23 protein-coding genes and 1 pseudogene are annotated in these 20,512 nt (G+C 42.7%); 22 read left to right on the forward strand and 2 right to left on the reverse strand.

What is annotated here, in order from left to right:
* Positions 1 to 22: 22 nt before the first annotated feature.
* The 4 genes from EHV15_RS17805 (at position 23) to EHV15_RS17820 (ending at position 3,199) form a co-directional block, all read left to right on the forward strand.
* The gene (locus EHV15_RS17805) at positions 23 to 436 is read left to right on the forward strand and encodes a cupin (protein ID WP_128632379.1); all 414 of its coding nucleotides are present in this window, start codon (positions 23 to 25) and stop codon (positions 434 to 436) included.
* A gap of 106 nt (positions 437 to 542) precedes the next feature.
* Complete coding sequence (locus tag EHV15_RS17810) at positions 543 to 1,127, forward strand: TetR/AcrR family transcriptional regulator (RefSeq protein WP_128632380.1); 585 nt, start codon at positions 543 to 545, stop codon at positions 1,125 to 1,127.
* 147 nt (positions 1,128 to 1,274) lie between these two features.
* The gene (locus EHV15_RS17815) at positions 1,275 to 2,483 is read left to right on the forward strand and encodes an MFS transporter (RefSeq protein ID WP_128632381.1); all 1,209 of its coding nucleotides are present in this window, start codon (positions 1,275 to 1,277) and stop codon (positions 2,481 to 2,483) included.
* A 500-nt stretch (positions 2,484 to 2,983) separates the two neighbouring features.
* Complete coding sequence (locus EHV15_RS17820) at positions 2,984 to 3,199, forward strand: sulfurtransferase TusA family protein (protein WP_128632382.1); 216 nt, start codon at positions 2,984 to 2,986, stop codon at positions 3,197 to 3,199.
* Between the two features lie 182 nt (positions 3,200 to 3,381).
* On the opposite strand, the gene EHV15_RS17825 is transcribed toward EHV15_RS17820, so the two are convergent.
* Complete coding sequence (locus tag EHV15_RS17825; protein ID WP_128632383.1) at positions 3,382 to 4,098, reverse strand: LysR family transcriptional regulator; 717 nt, start codon at positions 4,096 to 4,098, stop codon at positions 3,382 to 3,384.
* 171 nt (positions 4,099 to 4,269) lie between these two features.
* Between EHV15_RS17825 and EHV15_RS17830 the strand changes: the two genes are divergently transcribed.
* From EHV15_RS17830 to EHV15_RS17845, 4 genes are all read left to right on the forward strand, one after another.
* Positions 4,270 to 4,671 (forward strand): YeeE/YedE family protein, encoded by a 402-nt coding sequence (locus tag EHV15_RS17830; RefSeq protein ID WP_178075877.1) that lies wholly within the window; start codon positions 4,270 to 4,272, stop codon positions 4,669 to 4,671.
* A 283-nt stretch (positions 4,672 to 4,954) separates the two neighbouring features.
* On the forward strand, positions 4,955 to 5,395 hold the full coding sequence (locus EHV15_RS17835; protein WP_128632384.1) for an OsmC family protein: 441 nt from the start codon (positions 4,955 to 4,957) through the stop codon (positions 5,393 to 5,395).
* 58 nt (positions 5,396 to 5,453) lie between these two features.
* Positions 5,454 to 7,139, forward strand: coding sequence for a dihydrolipoyl dehydrogenase (gene lpdA, locus EHV15_RS17840; protein ID WP_128632385.1), 1,686 nt, complete (start codon positions 5,454 to 5,456; stop codon positions 7,137 to 7,139).
* A 213-nt stretch (positions 7,140 to 7,352) separates the two neighbouring features.
* Positions 7,353 to 7,694, forward strand: a complete 342-nt coding sequence (locus EHV15_RS17845) for a MarR family winged helix-turn-helix transcriptional regulator (RefSeq protein ID WP_281281723.1) — start codon at positions 7,353 to 7,355, stop codon at positions 7,692 to 7,694.
* 197 nt (positions 7,695 to 7,891) lie between these two features.
* Here EHV15_RS17845 and EHV15_RS17850 read toward each other — a convergent pair whose 3' ends face one another.
* Positions 7,892 to 8,599 (reverse strand): helix-turn-helix domain-containing protein, encoded by a 708-nt coding sequence (locus EHV15_RS17850; protein ID WP_128632387.1) that lies wholly within the window; start codon positions 8,597 to 8,599, stop codon positions 7,892 to 7,894.
* A 218-nt stretch (positions 8,600 to 8,817) separates the two neighbouring features.
* On the opposite strand from EHV15_RS17850, the gene EHV15_RS17855 reads away from it, so the two are divergent.
* From EHV15_RS17855 to EHV15_RS17915, 14 genes and pseudogenes are all read left to right on the forward strand, one after another.
* Positions 8,818 to 10,035, forward strand: a complete 1,218-nt coding sequence (locus EHV15_RS17855) for a MalY/PatB family protein (RefSeq protein ID WP_128632388.1) — start codon at positions 8,818 to 8,820, stop codon at positions 10,033 to 10,035.
* A 9-nt stretch (positions 10,036 to 10,044) separates the two neighbouring features.
* Entirely contained in the window at positions 10,045 to 11,400 is a 1,356-nt protein-coding gene (locus EHV15_RS17860) for a Na+/H+ antiporter NhaC family protein (RefSeq protein WP_128632389.1), read from the forward strand.
* Positions 11,401 to 11,422: 22 nt separating this feature from the next.
* Positions 11,423 to 11,794 (forward strand): annotated as a pseudogene (locus EHV15_RS17865) (Rid family detoxifying hydrolase).
* A gap of 19 nt (positions 11,795 to 11,813) precedes the next feature.
* Complete coding sequence (locus EHV15_RS17870) at positions 11,814 to 12,998, forward strand: MalY/PatB family protein (protein ID WP_128632390.1); 1,185 nt, start codon at positions 11,814 to 11,816, stop codon at positions 12,996 to 12,998.
* Between the two features lie 135 nt (positions 12,999 to 13,133).
* Positions 13,134 to 13,511 (forward strand): winged helix-turn-helix transcriptional regulator, encoded by a 378-nt coding sequence (locus EHV15_RS17875; RefSeq protein WP_128632391.1) that lies wholly within the window; start codon positions 13,134 to 13,136, stop codon positions 13,509 to 13,511.
* A 126-nt stretch (positions 13,512 to 13,637) separates the two neighbouring features.
* Positions 13,638 to 13,928: a hypothetical protein gene (locus EHV15_RS17880; RefSeq protein WP_128632392.1), complete on the forward strand. Its 291-nt coding sequence runs from the start codon at positions 13,638 to 13,640 to the stop codon at positions 13,926 to 13,928.
* 167 nt (positions 13,929 to 14,095) lie between these two features.
* Positions 14,096 to 14,749, forward strand: coding sequence for an ArsR/SmtB family transcription factor (locus EHV15_RS17885; protein WP_128632393.1), 654 nt, complete (start codon positions 14,096 to 14,098; stop codon positions 14,747 to 14,749).
* A gap of 177 nt (positions 14,750 to 14,926) precedes the next feature.
* Positions 14,927 to 15,889, forward strand: a complete 963-nt coding sequence (locus tag EHV15_RS17890; protein WP_128632394.1) for a zinc-binding dehydrogenase — start codon at positions 14,927 to 14,929, stop codon at positions 15,887 to 15,889.
* Positions 15,890 to 16,005: 116 nt separating this feature from the next.
* Positions 16,006 to 16,326, forward strand: a complete 321-nt coding sequence (trxA, locus tag EHV15_RS17895) for a thioredoxin (protein ID WP_128632395.1) — start codon at positions 16,006 to 16,008, stop codon at positions 16,324 to 16,326.
* Positions 16,327 to 16,449: 123 nt separating this feature from the next.
* Positions 16,450 to 17,100, forward strand: coding sequence for an ArsR/SmtB family transcription factor (locus EHV15_RS17900; protein WP_128632396.1), 651 nt, complete (start codon positions 16,450 to 16,452; stop codon positions 17,098 to 17,100).
* Positions 17,097 to 17,483: an FAD-dependent oxidoreductase gene (locus tag EHV15_RS38060; protein WP_342774009.1), complete on the forward strand. Its 387-nt coding sequence runs from the start codon at positions 17,097 to 17,099 to the stop codon at positions 17,481 to 17,483. Before EHV15_RS17900 ends, EHV15_RS38060 begins: the two co-directional genes overlap by 4 nt.
* A complete protein-coding gene (locus EHV15_RS17905) occupies positions 17,471 to 18,238 on the forward strand; it encodes a flavin monoamine oxidase family protein (protein WP_342774087.1) in 768 nt (255 codons plus the stop codon). Before EHV15_RS38060 ends, EHV15_RS17905 begins: the two co-directional genes overlap by 13 nt.
* Before the next feature lie 142 nt (positions 18,239 to 18,380).
* Complete coding sequence (locus EHV15_RS17910; RefSeq protein ID WP_128632397.1) at positions 18,381 to 18,869, forward strand: OsmC family protein; 489 nt, start codon at positions 18,381 to 18,383, stop codon at positions 18,867 to 18,869.
* 39 nt (positions 18,870 to 18,908) lie between these two features.
* Complete coding sequence (locus EHV15_RS17915) at positions 18,909 to 20,189, forward strand: MFS transporter (RefSeq protein ID WP_128635406.1); 1,281 nt, start codon at positions 18,909 to 18,911, stop codon at positions 20,187 to 20,189.
* Positions 20,190 to 20,512: the final 323 nt, after the last annotated feature.

Below are 20,512 nucleotides of genomic sequence, written 5' to 3' on the forward strand. Positions count from 1 at the left end.
ATGCGAAAGGAATGGTAAACCGATGAAGGCGGATATATTTAGTCATGAAGGCGAAGGCATCCAATGCGTGTACAAAAATGAGAAATGGCTGGTATGCATCAAAAACTGGAAACCGGATAATGATATCAACGGCATTTATCGCCTGGAAGTCCATCGCGAAACCGATGAACAATTCATTTTGGTGAAAGGCAAAGCGATTCTGCTGGCAGCGGACCGGAAGGATGACAAGTTCGATATCGAACTGATTGAGATGGAACCGGGGAAGGTCTACAATATTGCTCAGGATACCTGGTTTTATACGATTATGCAAAAGGATACGGTAATGACGTATGTTCAAGACGCCAACACCACAAATGAAAACAGCGAATACTGCGAAATGAGCGAGGCCGAGCTGGCTTTTGTGAGAAAAAGCGCGCATGAAATATTAAATAAGTAAGAAACGCAAAAAGCCGATTCCTGCGGAAGGAATTGGCTTTTTGAAAAAAATACTGGACTATTCATTCCGATTAATTTATACTTGTGTTGAAAAGGAGGAGGTACCTTTGGGACGGATTAAAGAATTTGACCGGGATCAAGTGCTGCGCAAAGCGATGATCGTTTTTTGGGAAAAGGGGTATGAGGGAACAAGCATCCCGGATTTGCTGGAATCTATGGGACTAAGCCGATCCAGTTTGTACGAAACGTTTCAGGATAAACAGACACTTTATTACGAAGCCATCCAATGTTACAAAAAAATGTCGCAAAAAAAACGCGATCTGATGATCCAGGCCCCTTCTGCGATCGACGGAATCCGCCAGTATTTTGAGCTGCATATCACGAACGCTTTTGCCGCGCACGGCGAAGCTTATCCAAACGGATGTATGATTACGAACGCATCGATTGGTATGGAAGCCTTGGATGAGCCACTGCAGAATACGATTCGCCACAGATTTACGGAATTGGAGCGGCTGTTTTACGAGACGTTAAAGAAAGGGCAAGAAGCGGGAGAGATTGCCCCAGATAAAGATATTAAAATGTTCGCGTACCTGCTGCTGAATCTCAACCATAGCATCAACGTGATGGCCAAGGTCCAAAGCGACAGAGCTAAAGTCCGCGATATGATGAACGCGGTTTTCGAGATGCTGTAAAGCTATTTTTTTTTCACTTTATCGGAACGATTGTTCCTGAAAATGAAGCCCATTTACGAGTACATAAGGGAATGGGCAACTTGTTCTCATATTGGAACGAATATTCCAGTATTTTGGCATTATAACTTATAAAAAGGAGTGTTTTTCATGAATGTCATCGCAAAAAGTAAGCCGGAGGAGAATACCGCTTCGTCATGGATCACGCTGATTCTTGCTGTGGCCTGCGGTCTGATCGCAGCCAATCTTTATTACACGCAACCATTGGTGGAATCGATCAGTTCGGCCGTAGGATTATCTTCGGGAGCCGCGGGTTTGATCGTCACGCTGACCCAAATCGGCTACGGGATCGGTTTGTTATTTATCGTTCCTTTGGGGGATCTGCTGGAGAACCGCAAGCTGGTGGTTACGCTGCTGATTTTGACGGCCATCGTATTGATCATCGCCGCCGAAGTCCGAAGCGCGGCGCTGTTTCTGGCCGCTTCCCTGTTGATCGGCGTCGGGTCCGTGGCGGCCCAGATTCTGGTTCCCTATGCGGCTCACCTATCTCCAGAGGAGACGCGGGGACGTAATGTGGGCAACGTTATGAGCGGTCTGTTATTGGGGATCATGCTGGCCCGTCCGGTGTCGAGTTTGGTGGAAAATTACTTCGGCTGGCACGCGATCTTTATTTTATCCTCCGGCATGCTTTTGGTGCTGGCTCTTGTTTTGGCAAAGGTACTTCCGGCAAGACGCCCGCAAACCACCGTCAACTATCCGGCGATCCTCTCATCGATGCTGCAGTTGCTGAAAACGACGCCGATTCTGCGGCGCCGGGCGCTGTATCACGCGTTTTTGTTCGGCATGTTCAGCCTGTTTTGGACCACGGTTCCGCTCGTTTTAACGAGTCCGGTGTATCATTTTTCTTCCACAGGAGTGGCCCTGTTCGCTTTGGCGGGAGTATCCGGCGCGGTGGCGGCGCCTATCGCGGGGCGCCTGGCGGATAAAGGCCTGATCCGCGCGGCCACCGGATTGTCCATCGTGCTGGTGATTCTTTCCGGACTTTTGCCGATGCTGTTCGCCGGCGGTTCGATTCTCTCTATTGTTATCCTGGTGGCTGCCGCCATTTTGCTGGACATGGGCGTGTCCGCCAACATGGTACTCGGACAGCGCGCCATCTTCGCTTTGGGAGCGGAGGTTCGCAGCCGGCTGAACGGCCTCTATATGGCGATCTTTTTTGCCGGCGGGGCCATCGGTTCCGCGGTCGGGGGATGGGCTTACGCCATGGGCGGCTGGAAGGCGGCGATGTGGGTTGGCGTTCTGTTTCCGGTTTTGGCTTTGCTGTACTTTTTCACGGAAAAAAAGGGAGTGCGCGGCTGAACGTTCTTTCTTACAACAGAGCTGAACGCGGCTGGAATGAGTTCTTCGTGCGAAGGCTGCGGAGGTTACGAAATAGCGGTAAAAAAGGGCCCTGTTGTCTGCAAAGAAGTGAGTTCAGCCCCGATAGAGGAATTTTTTACCGCTATTATTGGCGAGCGGGGCGAAAAGGGGCTTTTTCCCACCCTGGCAATAAAATAGGACCCAATTGTTCCGCTATTTGGTGGGCGAAGGGGAGAGCCGACAGTATAGCGACATAAATTACCGCTATTTTCGGCAAGTCGGAGTCTGGAGCCCCAGGAGGTCACTCCCTTTAAGCGGGGGTTTACCATGTCACCAGGTTGGTATACCTACCTGACCAAGGCTCTGAGTACGTTTATTGAAACGCTTAAGTAGTATTTGAAGTAGCGCACTTTTCAAGGAGATAGGTTGATAGCTTTATTTATGCTGGTTGAGCTATACTGGACTTATCAAGCGAGCTGAGTGAGGAGAGGTGCTGAAGTATGATTGAAATCGATTGCATGGGAGAAGTTTGTCCGGTGCCGGTATTGATACTTAAGAAGCACCACCAAGCGATTTGCCGCGGCGAAAAAGTGCTGCTGCTCACAGACCATAGCTGTGCGAGAAAATCGATCACAGAATACTGCAATCAGACCCATCTGCGTTGCTCAGCTCAAGAAGTAATGAATGGCGTGTGGGAGATCCGCATAGAGGCTTGAGCTTTGGGATTTCAGCATAACGTATCAATCAAGGTCTGTTCAATATACTGCATAAGTTGCTTGGTATCGCGGTTACATTTTTGATGATGCCTCTTCACCATATAAATGTCATTGTAAACCTGGAGATCACGAATATGGATTGGCTTGAGCTGTTTGTTATACAGCTCTTTTTTTATGGACATTTACGGCAGAAATGCCGCGCCGTGCCCCTTGATCGCAGCCAGCTTAACGGCCTCAATGGAATCTAGTTTGTAGAGAATGTTCAGTTTCACGGATCCTGTGGAGGTCATCGCCAACGAGCGTTGAACACAGATAAGCTGGGTTGACCCAATCAGGGGGTACCGGGGCAGCTCTTCCAATTGAATCTCTTTGGGATTAGGCTTGGAGTTGCTGGACACGAGCATGACTTGGTCGGAAAATACCTTATACGAAATTATCCCTGGCTTGGAGGATGGACCGGAGATGAAACCGATGTCTCCTTCTCCAAGTAAAATATGCTCTTCAATGTGCGGGCTGAGCGCTTCATTTAATGAAATGCTGCAACAAGGGAAGTGCTTCTTCACTTCAAATAAAGTACAGGGTAGAGCGTAGTTGCATACTTCAGAGATCGCGTAAATCGCTAGATGTTGGCATTGGGCAGGCTTAATTTGTGCGATTTCGGTGATCATATCCTCATAAAGTTTACAAATTTGGGCCGCGTATTTTTGGGCAATTTCTCCGGCCTCCGTAAGCTGCGCTCCTTTGTTGCTTCTTTGCAGCAGCTCGGTGCCCAGCGCCGTTTCCCAGGATTTTAATTGTTGGCTAAGCGCGGACTGCGTGATATGCGATTTCTGTGCCGCTTTGGAGATGCTATTGAGCCTGGAAATATCAAGAAATAGCTTAAGAGTATCCAGATTCATTGTAATGCCCTCCTTGTCAAGTTTTGACCAATGTATATCATAACCCGTCTATTATTAAATCGTTATAAGAAAAACTAATGCAGCATCGAAAATGCAGATAACCATAGACTACACAATCATGTTGCTATTTTCACATAGTTTGATTGACTTCAAAGTTGGAGGTGTTCACTTATGGAGCAAAACGCCAGTCTCGCAACGAAACCCACTCGCACTCGGGCACCCAGAAAGCCGAAGAAGAGCCAACTGCCGATCGCTCTTTTGGCTACGGTTCTCGTCATTGGATTTGGTCTCTATTTGAATCAGTACAATGGCAAAATGGTGATCTATTTACTTTTCGGACTTGCGTTTGGCGTAGTGCTGCAAAGAGCGCGGTTTTGTTTTACGGCGTCCATGCGGGACCCCTGGATCACAGGGAGTACATCCGTGACGAGGGCGGTTTTGCTTGCTTGTTCTCTCGCAACCATCGGCTTTACGGCGATCAAGTTTTCCGCCTTTGCTGCAGGCAACCCGATTCCGGGCATAGAAAATGTCGGACAGATCAGCCTGGCTTTGGCCATCGGCGCCAGCCGGTAAGTTGGGCATAGACAGCGTACCGGCTGTCGCTTACTACAAAGACGGGAAAATGCAGAGGTTAATCACTGAAAATATTGACGAAGAACGTTTAAATAGTCTTCTGGCTTAAAAATCAATTGATGCAAACGAGAAATGGGGGAGCTCTATACCTTATTTCTCGTTTCTTTTGATCAAAATCTATGTCGATTTCGCTCAATCAGAATAAATACTTACTTAGTTAACTATTGATTTTCAAAATGAGCCATGTTATTATTTTCACAAACCTAATATGGAGGTTATGTTCATGCTAACTACTTTCAAAGCAACTGCCAAAAAATTACCTAATGGATTGCAGGTTGAGACAAATTCAAGAGGGTTTAAAATCCTTATGGACGAGCCAGAGGATTTTGGAGGAACCAATACTGGTATGAGTCCGGTTGAAGCTCTTTTATGTGCGCTTGGTGCCTGTCAATCCATTGTTGCAGGCGCTTTTGCGGAAGCTAATGAATTTACCTATGAAGAATTTTATGTTGAACTTGAAGGAGACCTAGACCCGGATGGCTTTATGGGATTTGCGGATGTGAGGAATGGATTTCAAGAAATTCGTTTCGTCATGCATTTCAAAACCAACGAAAGCCAAGAAAAGGCAGAGGCTTTTGCAGAATTCATCGAAAAGACATGCCCTGTTGGAGATTGCCTCGCTAACGGTGTGAAGATGGTTAAAGCAGGTGTAGTAAGACATTAATACGTTCACTTGAAGAGGCTCTTATAATCTGCCCTTCAAGTAAATAAGGAGCATATCTATGCAAATCAAAATGTCAATGATACCCGGTGGTAAAAAGGGAAAAGCAGGCAGGATAGAGGTAAAGGTTGGCGACAAGGTGTCTGCTGGAGATAGCTTGGTACAGATTGAAACCGGAAAAGGGAATCGAACGATTGAAGCTACGGAAGTGGGCGTTATTAGCAAGATATTGTTTGAAGAAGGCGACGAGATTTCCTCGAATCAAGTCTTGTTTGAATTGAATGCAATACAGGTTGATATACCTGTCCAATCCAAGCAGCAGCCATCGACTGATGCTCCACAAACTCGAGATATGAACACGGACTTGCTCATTATTGGAGCGGGGCCGGGAGGTTACGTAGCTGCCATTTACGCTGCAAAAAAAGGTCTTCAAGTAACGATAATTGAAAAAGAAGAACTGGGCGGTACCTGCTTGAATGTAGGCTGTATCCCTACAAAAGCACTAGTCAAATCTTCTGAAATCTGTCATAGCGTTAAGAATTCTTCATTGTTTGGTATAAAAGCAGGAAATGAACTTCAAGTCGATATGAAGCAAATTATTCGTCGTAAAGATGAAGTCAAAGAGAAGTTGGTTTCCGGCGTTGGTTTTTTAATGGAAAAAAACAAGGTTCAGGTTGTCCATGGTCATGCTTCTTTCCTTTCGGCGAAGACAGTGAATGTAACGGGTAAGAATAATTACCATATTTCAGCAAAAAATATTATAGTGGCAACAGGGTCCAAGATTTCCAAGGTGAATATACCAGGAATTGAGCTGCCGTTTGTAATGAATAGTACGGAGGCACTATCTTGCGAAGAGCTGCCAAAGAGCATTACAATCATCGGCGGCGGGGTTATTGGGATGGAATTCGCCTTCATTTACCGCAACTTGGGAGTTGAAGTGCATGTTGTGGAATTTATGGATCGTCTGCTCACAATGTTGGACAGCGACATTTCAGAAGAAATCAAGCATATGGCCCAGCAGGCAGGGATTCATATTCACACCAACTCCAAGGTGTCCAAAATTCAACGTGCTGACGATGATGAGGCAATTGTAACCTACGAGGATTCTAAGGGTGAGCATCTTCTTGTCAGTGAAAAGGTATTGGTTGCGATTGGACGCGAACCAAACCTTGACGGGCTGGATATTGAAAAAGCGGGCATTCAATTAAATGATAAAGGTAAAGGCATTGCCGTTGATAAACAAATGCGTACGAACTTAAAACATGTGTATGCCATTGGAGATGTCACAAACATTATACAACTTGCCCATGTTGCTTCACATCAAGGCATTACGGCTGTAGATGCTCTGCTTGGTGAGACCAATAGCATGCATTATTCCGCTGTACCCAATGTTATCTTCACTTCTCCCGAGATTGCCAGCGTTGGTTTATCGGAAGATGAATGCAAGCAGCGGGGAATGGACTACAGTGTGAGTAAGGTATCTTTTGAAAGTAACGGTAAGGCGCTAACTATGAATGAACCGGAAGGATTTATCAAGCTGATCAAGGATAATAACTCTGGAAAGATCGTTGGAGGGTCCATTATTGGTCCCGATGCTTCTTCGCTGATTAGCAGTCTTACTCTTGCGATTGCTAATGAGCTTACCGAGCAGCAGATTACTCAGACGATCTTTGCTCATCCGACTACCGGAGAGGTGATTCATGAGGCGGCGTTTGGGTTAGGAATTGGAGCGTTGCATCAAGCTTGAGCTGTAACAATTTGATCGCTTTGATATGTTTATTAAGCGGCCACAACAATATTTTGTTATAATAATTTAGAAAAGAGGAGATTAATTTAAGATAAATCAGTTGATTGGTTGGTGTAAACCTTGTTTAATTTAGATGACTGTATTGCCTTTATTACAAACCGCAGTGCAAAATTATTCGCGGAAGAATTGGAGAAGGATTTTCGGCCGTATAACATGACTAGGAGCCAATGGATTGCGATGTATTATATCTATACTAGTGAATCCATTACCCAGCGCGAACTGGCAAATAAAATGTGTATAAAAGAGCCCAGCGTTGTCAGATTGCTTCAAAAACTAGAATCTGAGGGGTTCTTGAATCGGTCAGGTATCCATACAGATAAGCGGGTCAAACGGTTGGAGTTGTCAGAAAAGGGAGTACAGGTCTATCTAAATTTACTGCCGGTTGCCGAAAAGTTTAAAAACGATACGATAGCTAGTATTTCTGAGGATGATCTTCAAACGTTTAAAAATGTATTGAGTATCATGGTATCAAATGCTTTAAAAGAGAGAACATAAAAAAAAGGTTGGTCAGGTTTGTTGTGTTTTTACTTGCATACATAACCTGACCAATTATTTTTTTGTTTTCTTGCGGTGTGCGAAAAAGCAAATAAGTGTCATAACACTTGACAAGGAAGATTATGGAATTTATAATTTAATTTAACAACATAATTTAGAATGAAAATGGAACTTAAGGAATTTACTTCATTCATGTCTTATGTGACTGAAAGCATATTATAATGTTTTAAAAGACGTATATCGTCTTTTGAAACTTTCAATTTATCTACTAATTCATCATCTTCTTTTAAAATATGTCTTGAGAATAACATTTTTACTGCTATAGGCATCATAGGTCTGGAAGAAAGTCCAAAGAAAAGTCCCCATTTGGTGCTGGAATCCAAAAAAGAAGCTAAAATACTGGCGGTTACTTGTTCCATATACGTATCTTGGTTTCTCATCACAATATTGGTTAAAGCATCATAATGTTCGATAATTCCATGATAAGTATTCTCGCAATTTTGATAATTATCGTAATCTTTAAAATTCATATACATATAAATTTTATTTCCAGTTTCTGATTCCGTTGGAATAATATCGAATACGCACTTCATTATTTTATTTGCCCGTCCATCGTATAAGTAAGAATAAAATTGGTTTATTCCAGAAAAGAAAGCGGGATTAAATATTTTTCGTTTTGTCGGATCGTTTTCTCTTTCAAAATACAGTAGTTGATCGACGTGGACATTAAGTACATCGGCTATTTCGTATAAAGTGACTATATCAATAGCAATTTCTCCTCTTTCATATTTCGATACAGTAGCTTTACTTTTGCAAAGATCCTTTGATAAATCTGCTAATGTCATATCTCTTTTTTTACGGAAGTTTCTTATTTTACCTCCAATTTTGCTATTTAAATCAGCCATATAAATCAACTCCCCATAGAGTTTCATATAAATTGAAAAAGTCATTTATTTTAGCGCTTTCATTTATAAAAAGAATAATAACACGAAAAAACTAAAAGAATCTACTCTAAGTAGATTTTTTTAGTTTTTTTTTATACTTTGAAGAAACATTACTTCATTTGTTTTGAATTCTGTTTTGAACTAATTTATAAACATCAAAAGAACGAAAGGATGCTACAATGTATAACTTTGATGAAATAATCGACAGAAGAAATACCAATGCCATGAATACGGATGGATTTAGAGAGTACATTTTTAAAGCAGATGATTCAATCGTTTTTCCGTATAAAGATGAGGAGTTCATTCGCATGTGGGTTGCTGATATGGAGTTCGCAACTCCTGATGTAGTCATCGATGGGATTAAGGAAAGATTGGAAAAAAGAATTTTTGGTTATACTAGAGTATTTTCTGAAGACTATTATCAAGTTTTCTCAAAATGGTGTGAAAAAAGATACGGTTGGCACTTTGAGAAAAAAGATTTAGTGATGTCAAATGGTGTAATTCCTGCACTTTATGAACTCGTAGAATATATCTGTAAGGAAGATGAAAAAGTCCTTTTTTTAACTCCATCCTATGCCTATTTCAAATATGCTGCTGATCATAATAATAGAGAATCTGTGGTAAGTGATTTAATTAATAATGCTGGCAGATACGAAATTGATTTTGATGATTTAGAAAAAAAGGCGGCAGACAACAAAGTAGCATTATTGATTTTATGTAATCCACATAATCCTACGGGTAGAGTTTGGACAGAAGAAGAACTGCAAAAAATCGGAGAAATATCGCTTAGACATAATCTATGGGTGATTTCAGATGAAATCCATTGCGATTTGTTAAGAAAAGGAAAACAGCAAATCCCCTTTGCTAAAGTATTTCCGAATTATAACAAAATTATTACTTGTATGGCACCAAGTAAGACATTCAATTTAGCGGGCTTAATGATTTCAAATATTATTATTCCAAATGAAGAATTAAGAAAAACCTGGTTGTCCAGACATTATAACTTTGACAATCCTTTGAGTATTGCAGCTGCACAAGCTGCTTATGAAAAAGGTGAACCCTGGCTGGAAGAACTAAGAGAATATTTAGATGAGAATTTTAGAATTACAAAAGAATATATAAATACTCATTTGCCGGAAGCTCATATTGAAATTTCTGAATCAACTTATTTGGCCTGGGTTGATGTAAGTGAATATTTCTCGGATGAAGAAAGCTTACCCTTATTCTTTGCATATAAAGCTGGAGTTCTCTTGGAAGGAGGTAGTATGTTTGTTCAGAACTCAGACGGATTCGTTCGATTAAATCTTGCTTGTCCAAAATCAGTTCTTAAAGAAGGGTTAAGACGAATCTGTGAAGCTGTTAGCAATAAAAATGAAAAACAAAATAAATATGGCTGAGGGGAAAATATGGAAAAACTTAGAAGTAAGAGAAATTATAAAGGACTAGCCTTTGTTCCAATGATTGTTTTTCTGATCTTGTATGTTGGTTGTGGAGTATTTTTTACTCTTACCGGAACAGAAGACCCTTTCGGACAATTGCCCAGATATGTTGCAGTTGTGGCGGCTATATGTTTGGCATTTGTATTTTTTGATAGAAAAACACCTTTAAGTACAAAGGCAGAAATTTATACTAAAGGTGCAGGAAGATATGGAGTTATGCTGTTGAGTCTTGTTGTACTTTTAGCTGGTGGTTTTCAAAGTGCAGCTTCTGCAATGGGAGCAGAAAACTCAATTGTCAATATGGGAATCGATTTAATCCCCTTAAATTTCTTGGTACCGGGCATATTTCTAATTTCTTGTATTATTTCTACTTCTACGGGCACCTCTATGGGTACCCAAGTTGCAATTATTCCTGTTGCGATTGCTTTGGCAAACGGGGCAGGAATAAACGTGGCCATGGCAGGAGCTGCCGCTATTGCAGGTGCCTACTTTGGAGACTCGATTGCATTTATCTCAAGTACTTTAATTGTTGCAGCAAGTGGAGTTAATGAGAAATTAAAAGAGATTGCCAAAATGAATTTCTTAATTGCTTTACCCGCCGTACTGATTACCGTAATTTTGTATGCGCTATCAAGCGGCAATGGCAGTTTAGGTGAAGGAATTATAGCAAATAGATATAGCTTAATTAATATTCTTCCTTATATAGTAGTAATTGGAATGTCCCTAATAGGAATGAATGTGATTCTTGTTTTAACTTTAGGGATCTTATCCACCGAAATAATTGGAATATTGAGCGGGACTGTAACATTTTTTGAATGGACAAGAGCAATAGGGGCCGGAATGGAAAATATGTTCTTTCTGGCTGTATTTTCAAGTCTAGTTTCAGGATTGATAGAACTTATTGAATATTACGGAGGGATTGAATGGCTGCTTGATTTCTTAACCAGAAAAATTAAAGGAGCTAAAAGCTGTGAATACTTAATTTCTTTAGTAACAGGTACGATTTCCGGAGCAACTTTGAACAATACGGTTGCGGTAATTATTACTGCACCGATTGCAGGTGATTTGGGGAAAAAATATCATATTCCACGAAAAAAAGTAGCTAGTTTGATGACCATTTTTTCAAGTGCCATTCTATCGTTAGTCCCGTATGACAGTAGTGTGCTATTAGCTCAACAATATGGGGGTGTCGACTATTTAGAGTTGATGAAATATTCTTACTATCCTGTGATTATCATGGTCACAGCGATTTTAGTCATACAGTTTGGATTGTTCAAATCTAAAGAAATGAAGAGTCCGGAAACAGAAACGCCAAATTATTAATTTTATTAACGGAGGAATGGATATGAAAAAAATTGATACAAAAAAAGCACCGGCAGCAATCGGTCCTTATTCACAGGCATTTGTAGTAAATGGAATTGTTTACACATCGGGATAACTTCCAATAAACCGTGAAACCGATAGTGTCGAAACAACGATTACTGGTCAAGCTAAACAAAGTTGTGAGAACATTAAAGCTATTTTAGAAGCAGCAGGATCAAGTTTAGAAAAAGTCTTTAAAACGACTTGCTTCTTATCGGATATGGAAAATTTCGGGAAATTCAATAAGATTTACGAGGAATATTTTACATCTAAACCAGCAAGAAGCTGTGTGGCTGTAAGAGAACTGCCTAAAGGTGTTTTATGCGAAATCGAGGCGCTTGCAACCATTGACTAGTACATTGAAGAGGTGAAACATGACAATCCAAAACTTTTTAGAAAAATATGCTATAGATCGTCACAATACTCATTCATTAAAGTGGGATGAATTGGAAAAAAGATATGGAGATCCCGATTTAATTTCTATGTGGGTTGCTGATATGGATTTCAAGACAGAAGACAAAATCATTGAAAAGATGGTAGAACGAGTAAAACAAGGCGTATTTGGTTATTCTTTTATTCCTGATGAATATTTTGAGGCTTTTTCAAAATGGATGACGAAAAGATATCATTTCCCTATTGAGAAAGAATGGGTAAGATTTTCCAATGGGTTAGTGACAGCGATTAATTGGCTTGTAAACGGATTCACTCGAAAGGGAGATGCCGTATTAATTCTTACCCCGGTGTATTATCCTTTCCATCATGCTGTTACTAATAATGCCAGAAAGCTTGTGACTGTTGATCTAGTAAACGATAATGGCAAATACGTTATGGACTACATGGCAATTGAAAAGGCTATTGTAGAGAATGGCGTGAAACTGTTTATTCAATGTTCACCGCATAATCCGGTTGGAAGAGTTTGGACGGAAGAGGAACTGGATAAAATTCTTGAAATATGCAAAGAACATCATGTTTTGGTTGTAAGTGATGAAATTCACCAAGACATTACTATGAAAGGCCAGAAATTTATTCCAGCAACAGTAGTTGCAGATGGTAAGTATAGAGATCATCTAATTACTTTGAATTCGGCTTCGAAAACATTCAATTTGGCGGGACTGCTACATTCACATATTATTATTTCTGATGATAAAATTCGTGAAGCCTATGATGAATTTGTGAAAAGAATTAATCAAACTGAAATAAATATTATGGGGTATGTAGCAACTCAAGCTGGATATGAATATGGCGAAGAGTGGCTGAATAATATTAACGAAATTATTGAAAGCAACTATAATTTTGTTAAAAAAGAGCTTAAAGAAAAGGCTCCACATATTGAAGTAGCCGATTTAGAAGGAACGTACTTGCTTTTTTTGGACTTAAGAAAATATGTTAAGCTCGAAGATATAGGAGACTTTGTCCAAAAAAAATGTAAACTTGCTGTTGATTATGGAGAATGGTTTGGAGAAAATTTTGTTGGTTATATTCGCTTAAATTTAGCAACGCACCCTGAATATGTTCAAAAAGCTGTTGCAAATATTGTAAGAGAAATTCAAGCACTTTAAAAAAACATTTACAGATAAGACCAGATATAAAGTCTGGTCTTATTCGTATCAGTATATACGGAAATATTTAATTTGGTAATTATTTGATTTAAAATGGTATGCAGAGCAATAAAGCGAATTTTGGAGGAAATAGCAATGAAATATGAACTAAAACTCGGAAAAGAAATCATGTGTCCTATTGAGTACGGTCTTGATATTTTCGGCGGAAAATGGAAGTCAAGAATTATATGTGTGTTATCCTCTAACAAAGTAATACGATATAACGAAATCAAAAAGGAACTTGGTAATATTACAGATGCGGTGCTTGCTGCAATGCTAAAAGAATTGATTGCTGACGAAATGATCAATCGCACGCAATATAATGAAATTCCACCTAAAGTCGAATATACTCTTACAGAAAAAGGAAAATCCGTACTTCCAATTCTTCAATACATTTGTCAATGGTCGAGGGAACATTCAGCGGAAGATTTAGATACGAAATTGCCTGCTTGCAGAACTTGTGACCAGCTATAGTTTTCTTAACTATGAAATTTATTAGTTACTTATAAATTTCCTAATATATTTACCCTGCCAAGCTCCTTGGTTATAGTTTAATCATGGTTAAACGAACCATAGAACAAATCAATGGAGGGATAAATCATGAGTGCAAAAGCATATCTGCAAATCACAATGGTTATTGATAATAATAACCGTCCGGCTGCGGCTAAAGTTTATACGGACTACCGCGAGCCTTTCTTGAAGGAAATCAAGGGTGCGGTTTCCAAGGATTTGCTTATCCGTGATGAGGATGTTCAGGTGCTTCACGGTTTCAGTAGTGAAGCAGACGCAAAAGCCTACCTGGAAAGTGAGCTTTTCAATAATGATGTAGTTGTTGGACTTAAGCCTCTGCTTCAGGCAAATCCGGAAATTCGCATTTACAATGCCTATTAATGACGGAATTGACCCATAGCATAGATAAAACCGGTACTGCGAATTATCGCAATACCGGTTTTTTTCATGATTCAGGAAACTGATCGGGATTGGGGATTACTTGAATTTTGAAGATTGGCGTTTTATAATTCAAATATTCAGTTGAATAAGGAATGGCGGTGAATTTTATGGAAGATGCACAATTAGCGGAGTTATATAAAGAACAATTATTTTTACAATATGCCCGAATTGGGAAATGCCTATCCAGTGAGAGAAGACTCGAAATTTTGAGTTTACTATCCAACGGTCCTAAAGCTGTCGAAACTCTAGCTCATCAATCTGGAATGAGTTTTGCCAATGTATCGCGTCATCTTCAAGTGTTATTAGATGCTAATTTAGTGAGATTTACCCAAAAAGGCACGTACGTCATCTACTCCTTGGCGAATCCGCTAGTCGCGGAATTTTTGATGTCTTTATGGAAAATCTCTGAGCATCAGCTTTCTGATGTACCGCGTCTCAAGCAAAATCTGTATCAACAATATGAGAACGTTCGTACCATATCCAAGAAGGAAGTATTGGAGAGGATGAAAACGGGTAATTTTCTTGTATTGGATATTCGTCCTAAAGAGGAGTACGAGGCGCAACATATTGAAGGAGCAGTATCTGTTCCAATGGAAGAACTTGATGACTATCTCCAAAATTTGCCGCAAGAAACCGAAATCGCCGCCTATTGCCGCGGACCGTATTGTGTATTCACCACGCAAGCTGTTGAGAAAATGCTGAAAAAGGGATTCAAGGCCTATCGCATTGAAGAGGGCGTGCATGAATGGCGGACGAGTTAGTTAAGATGATTGCTCTATAAAAAACGCAGCATTAAGGCTGCGTTTTTTATGTGCCCAGAAAAACTCCTATGGTTAAAGTTGTTTAATAATCAATTATACAATTGTTTATTTTAATAATATTTGATTCATCATATACTATAAGTGTTCGGCAGCCAAACTATAGGGAGGATAGATGCAATGAAAATGATGAAAGCAATGCAAATTCCGTCCAAGGGCGAAAAAATGCAATTGGTGGAGATCCCGGTGCCTCAACCTGGAGAAGGGCAAGTGCTTCTTCGTGTAGAGGCATGCGGGGTATGTAATGGAGACTCGGTTGCTATTAGAGGAGGCTCCCGAGAATATCCGAGGATTCCGGGTCACGAAGTGGTCGGTATCGTGGAGGAGCTTGGGGCAGGTTCGGAAAAATGGAAAATTGGGCAACGCGTGGGCATCGGTTGGCATGGGAGTCACAACCATGTAACGGGTCTAACCATCGATGGCGGCTATGCGGAATATATGGTTGCTTTTGAAGACGGCCTGATCAGCATTCCCGACGAAATATCATCCAATGAAGCAGCTCCTTTGATGTGCGCAGGCGAAACCACGTTTAGCGCACTGCGAAACAGCAAGGCTCGGCCCGGTGATCTTGTGGCCATTTCCGGTATTGGCGGACTCGGGCATCTTGCTGTACAGTATGCTAAAAAAGCAGGCTTTCAAACTGTGGCTATCTCTCGTGGTGTGGACAAAGAAAAGTTGGCACGAAAGCTTGGAGCGCATTACTATATCGATTCCGAAAAAGAAGACCTGGCCCAAGCGTTAAAAGCCTTAGGCGGAGCCAAAGTCATTCTCGCTACTGCGCCAAATGCTAAAGTAATTTCTTCTTTGATTCATGGGCTAGGTCCAGATGGCGAGCTCATTATTGTAGCTGGTTCCGGCGAACCTTTGGAATTGTCTGCGATGGACTTTTTGAAAGGCCCTAATACTGTGCGGGGTTCGTTTACCGGGCAAACTAAAGAAATTGAAGCGGCGGTTCATTTCAGTGTGCTGACTGAGGTTCGTCCTTTGATTGAAGTCTTTCCTTTGGAACGCGCCAACGAAGCGTATGACAAGATGATGTCGGCAAAGACACGATTTCGTGCCGTGCTGAGTATATCTGAATAAAATCGAAACTAATGACAGCTTGACACAACCAGAAAGCCAGCATTATAATTCAAGTTATCAATTGAATATGATAACGATTGATTTTAAGAATAAACAAAAAAGAGGAGGAACTCTATATGGGTGCAATAGCACTGACGAAAACGACATTTCAAAGCCATATTCAATCCGGCGTAACCTTGATTGACTTCTGGGCGCCTTGGTGCGGGCCGTGTAAAATCCAGCTTCCGATTGTAGAGGAATTAGCTGATGAGCTAAAGGGGCAAGCAACACTTGCCAAAGTCAATGTTGACAACGAAACGGAGTTGGCTTCGCAATTCGGTATCAGAAGCATTCCGACTTTGCTGCTGTTTAAAGATGGCAGGCTGGTGGAAACAATAGTTGGATTAAATCCAAAGCATGTGCTCAAAGATAAAATTCTAAAGCTCACAGGCAAATAAACCGTTTGAGATAAATTGTATGATGAGGGGGGCCAATCATGATAAGATTGGCCCTTCCTCGCTAGTCAATGCCGGCGAAGAGAGGGAAACGGCTTCATAATCTATGGAAAGGACAATTGTTTTATGGATCACTCACAATCAGAACCATCCATTAAAGAAAGACTGTACCAGCAATATGCCCGCATCGGAAAATGCTTGTCCAGTGATAAGCGGCTTGAAATCATGGATTTGCTCTCCAATGGTCCGAAAACGGTTGAACATTTAGCGCAGCAATCCGGTATGAGTTTTGCCAACGTATCGCGGCATCTGCAAATTTTGTTGGATTCGCGGCTGGTGAAATTCAGAAAAGAAGGAACCTATGCGATTTATAGTGTGGATCCTGTGGTGACCGAGTTTTTAATTGCCTTATGGAACCTATGTGAGAACCGGCTTTCCGATATACCTCGTATTAAAGAAGACCTGTTGCATGAATATGAAGGCATTCGCACGATTTCCAAAGAAGAGTTGCTGAAGAGAATGGCTGCCAACACGATTATGGTGTTGGATCTTCGTCCTAAAGACGAATATGAGGCGGGGCATATTGAAGGTGCGATATCGGTACCCATGGAAGAACTCGAGGGGTACCTTCAAACACTGCCACAGCATGTAGAACTAGCAGCTTATTGTAGAGGCCCCTTTTGTGTGAATCCAGCGGAGGCCGTTGAACTTATGCAGAAAAAGGGATTTACTGCCTATCGCATTGATGAAGGGGTGAAGGAGTGGAATTTGACATGAATAAAAATGAATTGGTGGTCATTATTGGTGCAGGTTTAAGCGGCCTGCGCATCGCATCATTGCTTACGGCACAAGGCATTCCGTGCAGCGTACTCGAAGCCCGGGATCGTATCGGCGGGAGAGTCTTAAGTATAGAAGTTGCAGAGAGACGTGAACTCGGCAGGTTCGATTTGGGCCCGACATGGTATTGGCCGCGTTATGAGCGGACGATCACCAATCTCGTTAAGGAACTCGGTATAAACACCTTTGAGCAGTACAATAAAGGATTCATGCTTTCTGAACGATCTCGAAGTGAACCTGTACAGCAATATAGAGTGCCAGAAGGAGCTGTTGAAAGATCGTTGCGGTTTTTTGGGGTGCAAAGTCTCTTATCGACGCCGTAGCAGCCACGCTTCCTCCTGGGACGGTCCGGCTTAATACAAAAGTGACTTCGATCTGTCAGGAAGAAAACGGAACCATAGCGCTGGAAATCGATGGTCAGAGGGGCAGTATCCGTGCAAGTGCAGTCATTAGCACCTTACCGCCCCGAATCGTAGCGCGAAACATCTCCTTTTGGCCTGAGCTCTCTGCGGATCTAATGGCACTTATGGTCAACAAACCTACCTGGATGGCGGCACAGGCTAAAGCTGTTGCGGTTTATGAACGCCCCTTTTGGCGAGAAAAAGGGCTGTCCGGTCTCGCGTCCAGCTGGGCAGGACCTTTGCAGGAAATCCATGATGCATCGCCCGATACAGGCGCAGGGGCGCTTTTTGGATTCTTTGGGCTGCCGGCAAAGTCGCGGCAAGAACTAGGGGAAGAAAGAGTCCTCAAGCTCGTGGTGGAACAGTTGACGCGGCTTTTCGGGCCTTCTGCGGAAAACATTACCGCTCTTTTTTATAAGGATTGGTCCAGTGATCCGGAAACCGCGGTGAATGAAGATGCCGAACCACTACGAGACTATCCGGAGTATGGCCCTCTTGCAGGCACGGAGAATTGGGAAAAGAAGATCATTTTTGCAGGTACAGAAACGGATAGCAAATACGGCGGACATCTTGAAGGCGCGCTTCGATCAGCCGAGCGAGCAGTATCAGAACTCATGAAGCTGTATTCACCTGGTGAGCGCGCCATGGACGAAACAAATGATGCAAATAGGCTATGAATGTGTGTCACGCCATTTTGCCAAAGCTGAGATCGAACAGATTTACAATTGGCGAATGTCATAAGGGATTGACATGGGGGAAAGCAACATATAAAATTCAATTAATAAATTGAATACAGTAATATAATAAGAGGTGATTGAAATGGCAGAACATAAAATTAACATGAATACGGTCTGGTACAAAAATGCAAAAGGGGACGGACGGATTCAAAGTGATAACCTGAAAACCAAAATTGCGATCCCAGTTCCGAAGGGCGGGAGCGGAGAAGGGGCAGAACCGCAGCAATTACTCATATCTTCGGCAGTTGCTTGTTATACAATGACGCTCGCGTATATGCTTGATCGTAAAAAAATGCCCGTAACCGGATTCTTCATGGATACAGAAGGTACATTATCCAAAGGAGATCATCCGAGTATTACGCACCATCCGCATGTTGTATTGGCTCCGGATGCTACGAAAGAAGATGTCGCCATGGTAGAAGAACTGATTGTACAGGCTGATAGGGATTGTCATATTGGCCAACTGCTTAAAAAGGCAGGGGTGCCAGTAGATACACATGGCAAAGTATCGATTGAATCCGGGGAAGACGCGACAAGTAATTATATTGAAGAACACGGATTGGACTGGTAGTCTCTAATGGCAGAAACTTCCTTATCATTTGAAAAAAAGATGAAGAACCTTTCCGATCCGTTAGAGGAATACGCAGCATCCCCCGAGAAGCAGCGACAGTTGTACAAGAGAACGATAAAGATCATCATCGCTTCACAAATTTTCGGCGGGGCGGGCTTGGCCGCAGGGATTACGGTGGGCGCGCTGCTTGCCCAAGACATGCTCGGCACGGACAGCTATGCCGGAGTTCCTTCCGCCTTGTTTACGTTAGGGTCCGCTGCCGCGGCGCTTTTAGTCGGCCGCCTTTCCCAACGTTTGGGCCGCCGGGCCGGGCTTGCTGCCGGCTTTTTGGCGGGGGGAATCGGTGCTGTAGGAGTCGTCTTGGCAGCCATTCTCAATAGTGTGCCGCTGCTTTTTATTTCTTTGTTAGTTTACGGTGCCGGTACGGCGACAAACTTGCAGGCGCGTTATGCCGGTACGGATTTAGCGTTGCCGACACAGCGGGCCAAAGCGATTAGTGCCGCCATGGTCTTCACGACCTTTGGCGCGGTGGCCGGACCAAATCTGGTTAATGTCACTGGCAGGGTAGCGACTTCCATGGGGGCTCCTGCGCTGTCAGGTCCGTTTATGCTGGCTGCCACGGCTTATATTTTGGCCGGACTGGTTCTTCTCTTGTTTCTCCGTCCCGATCCGCTCGTGGTCGCCAAGGCCATTGCGGATGTAGAGCGGGCCAAGGAAGGGCAAGACAGCGGGACGGGAACGCAGGAGGCTGAACGGCGCGTTCATAAACCAGGTATCATTATAGGCGCGACGGTAATGGTGCTAACCCAAATCGTCATGATCGCCATTATGACCATGACGCCGGTTCACATGAAACATCACGGGCATGGACTGGGCGAGGTGGGCATCGTGATCGGCATCCATGTTGCCGCGATGTATTTGCCTTCCCTCATTACGGGTGTTCTCGTCGATAAATATGGGCGCACCATGATGTCCTACGCCTCCGGGATTACCTTGCTCTTGGCCGGATTAGTGGCTGCATTTGCGCCTGGCGATTCCATGGTTCTGCTCATTCTGGCGCTAGCGCTGCTTGGTTTGGGCTGGAACTTCGGCTTGATTAGTGGAACGGCAGCTATCGTCGATGCGGCGCCGCCGCAAATCCGAGCGAAGACGCAAGGCACGGTAGATGTGCTGATCGCATTGGTGGGTGCCTCCGGAGGCGCGTTGTCTGGAATGATAGTCGCTTCGTCAAGCTTTTCCATACTCTCTTTGGCTGGAGGATTCTTGTCGCTGCTTTTGATCCCGGTTGTCGTCTGGTCCCGGAGTCAGAAGAAGGCATGACCATGCCAATCAGTCAATAGCCGTATCAGTCGGTTCTTGGACCTATGCGTCCAAAGACTGGCTGCAAGCTTGTGAGTTTCTAAAAGAATGCAAGCCCCGGGGCCTACCGATTGATTCTCTGATTTCACATCGTTACGACATATATCATCTTGCAGAAGCATTTGAGAAGAATATCAGCATGGAGGGTGCAAGATTATCTATCAAAGAAACGAATAATTCAATTGCGAAAGGCAAAAGGATGATCGGTATACGCCGATCATCCTTTTGCCTTTCGTAACTTAATGAATCAGAAGTTTCACTTTCAGGTGCCTTGTGTTTCTTAC

Origin of the sequence: Paenibacillus oralis (assembly GCF_003863965.1) — a bacterium.
Taxonomy (GTDB): domain Bacteria; phylum Bacillota; class Bacilli; order Paenibacillales; family Paenibacillaceae; genus Fontibacillus; species Fontibacillus oralis.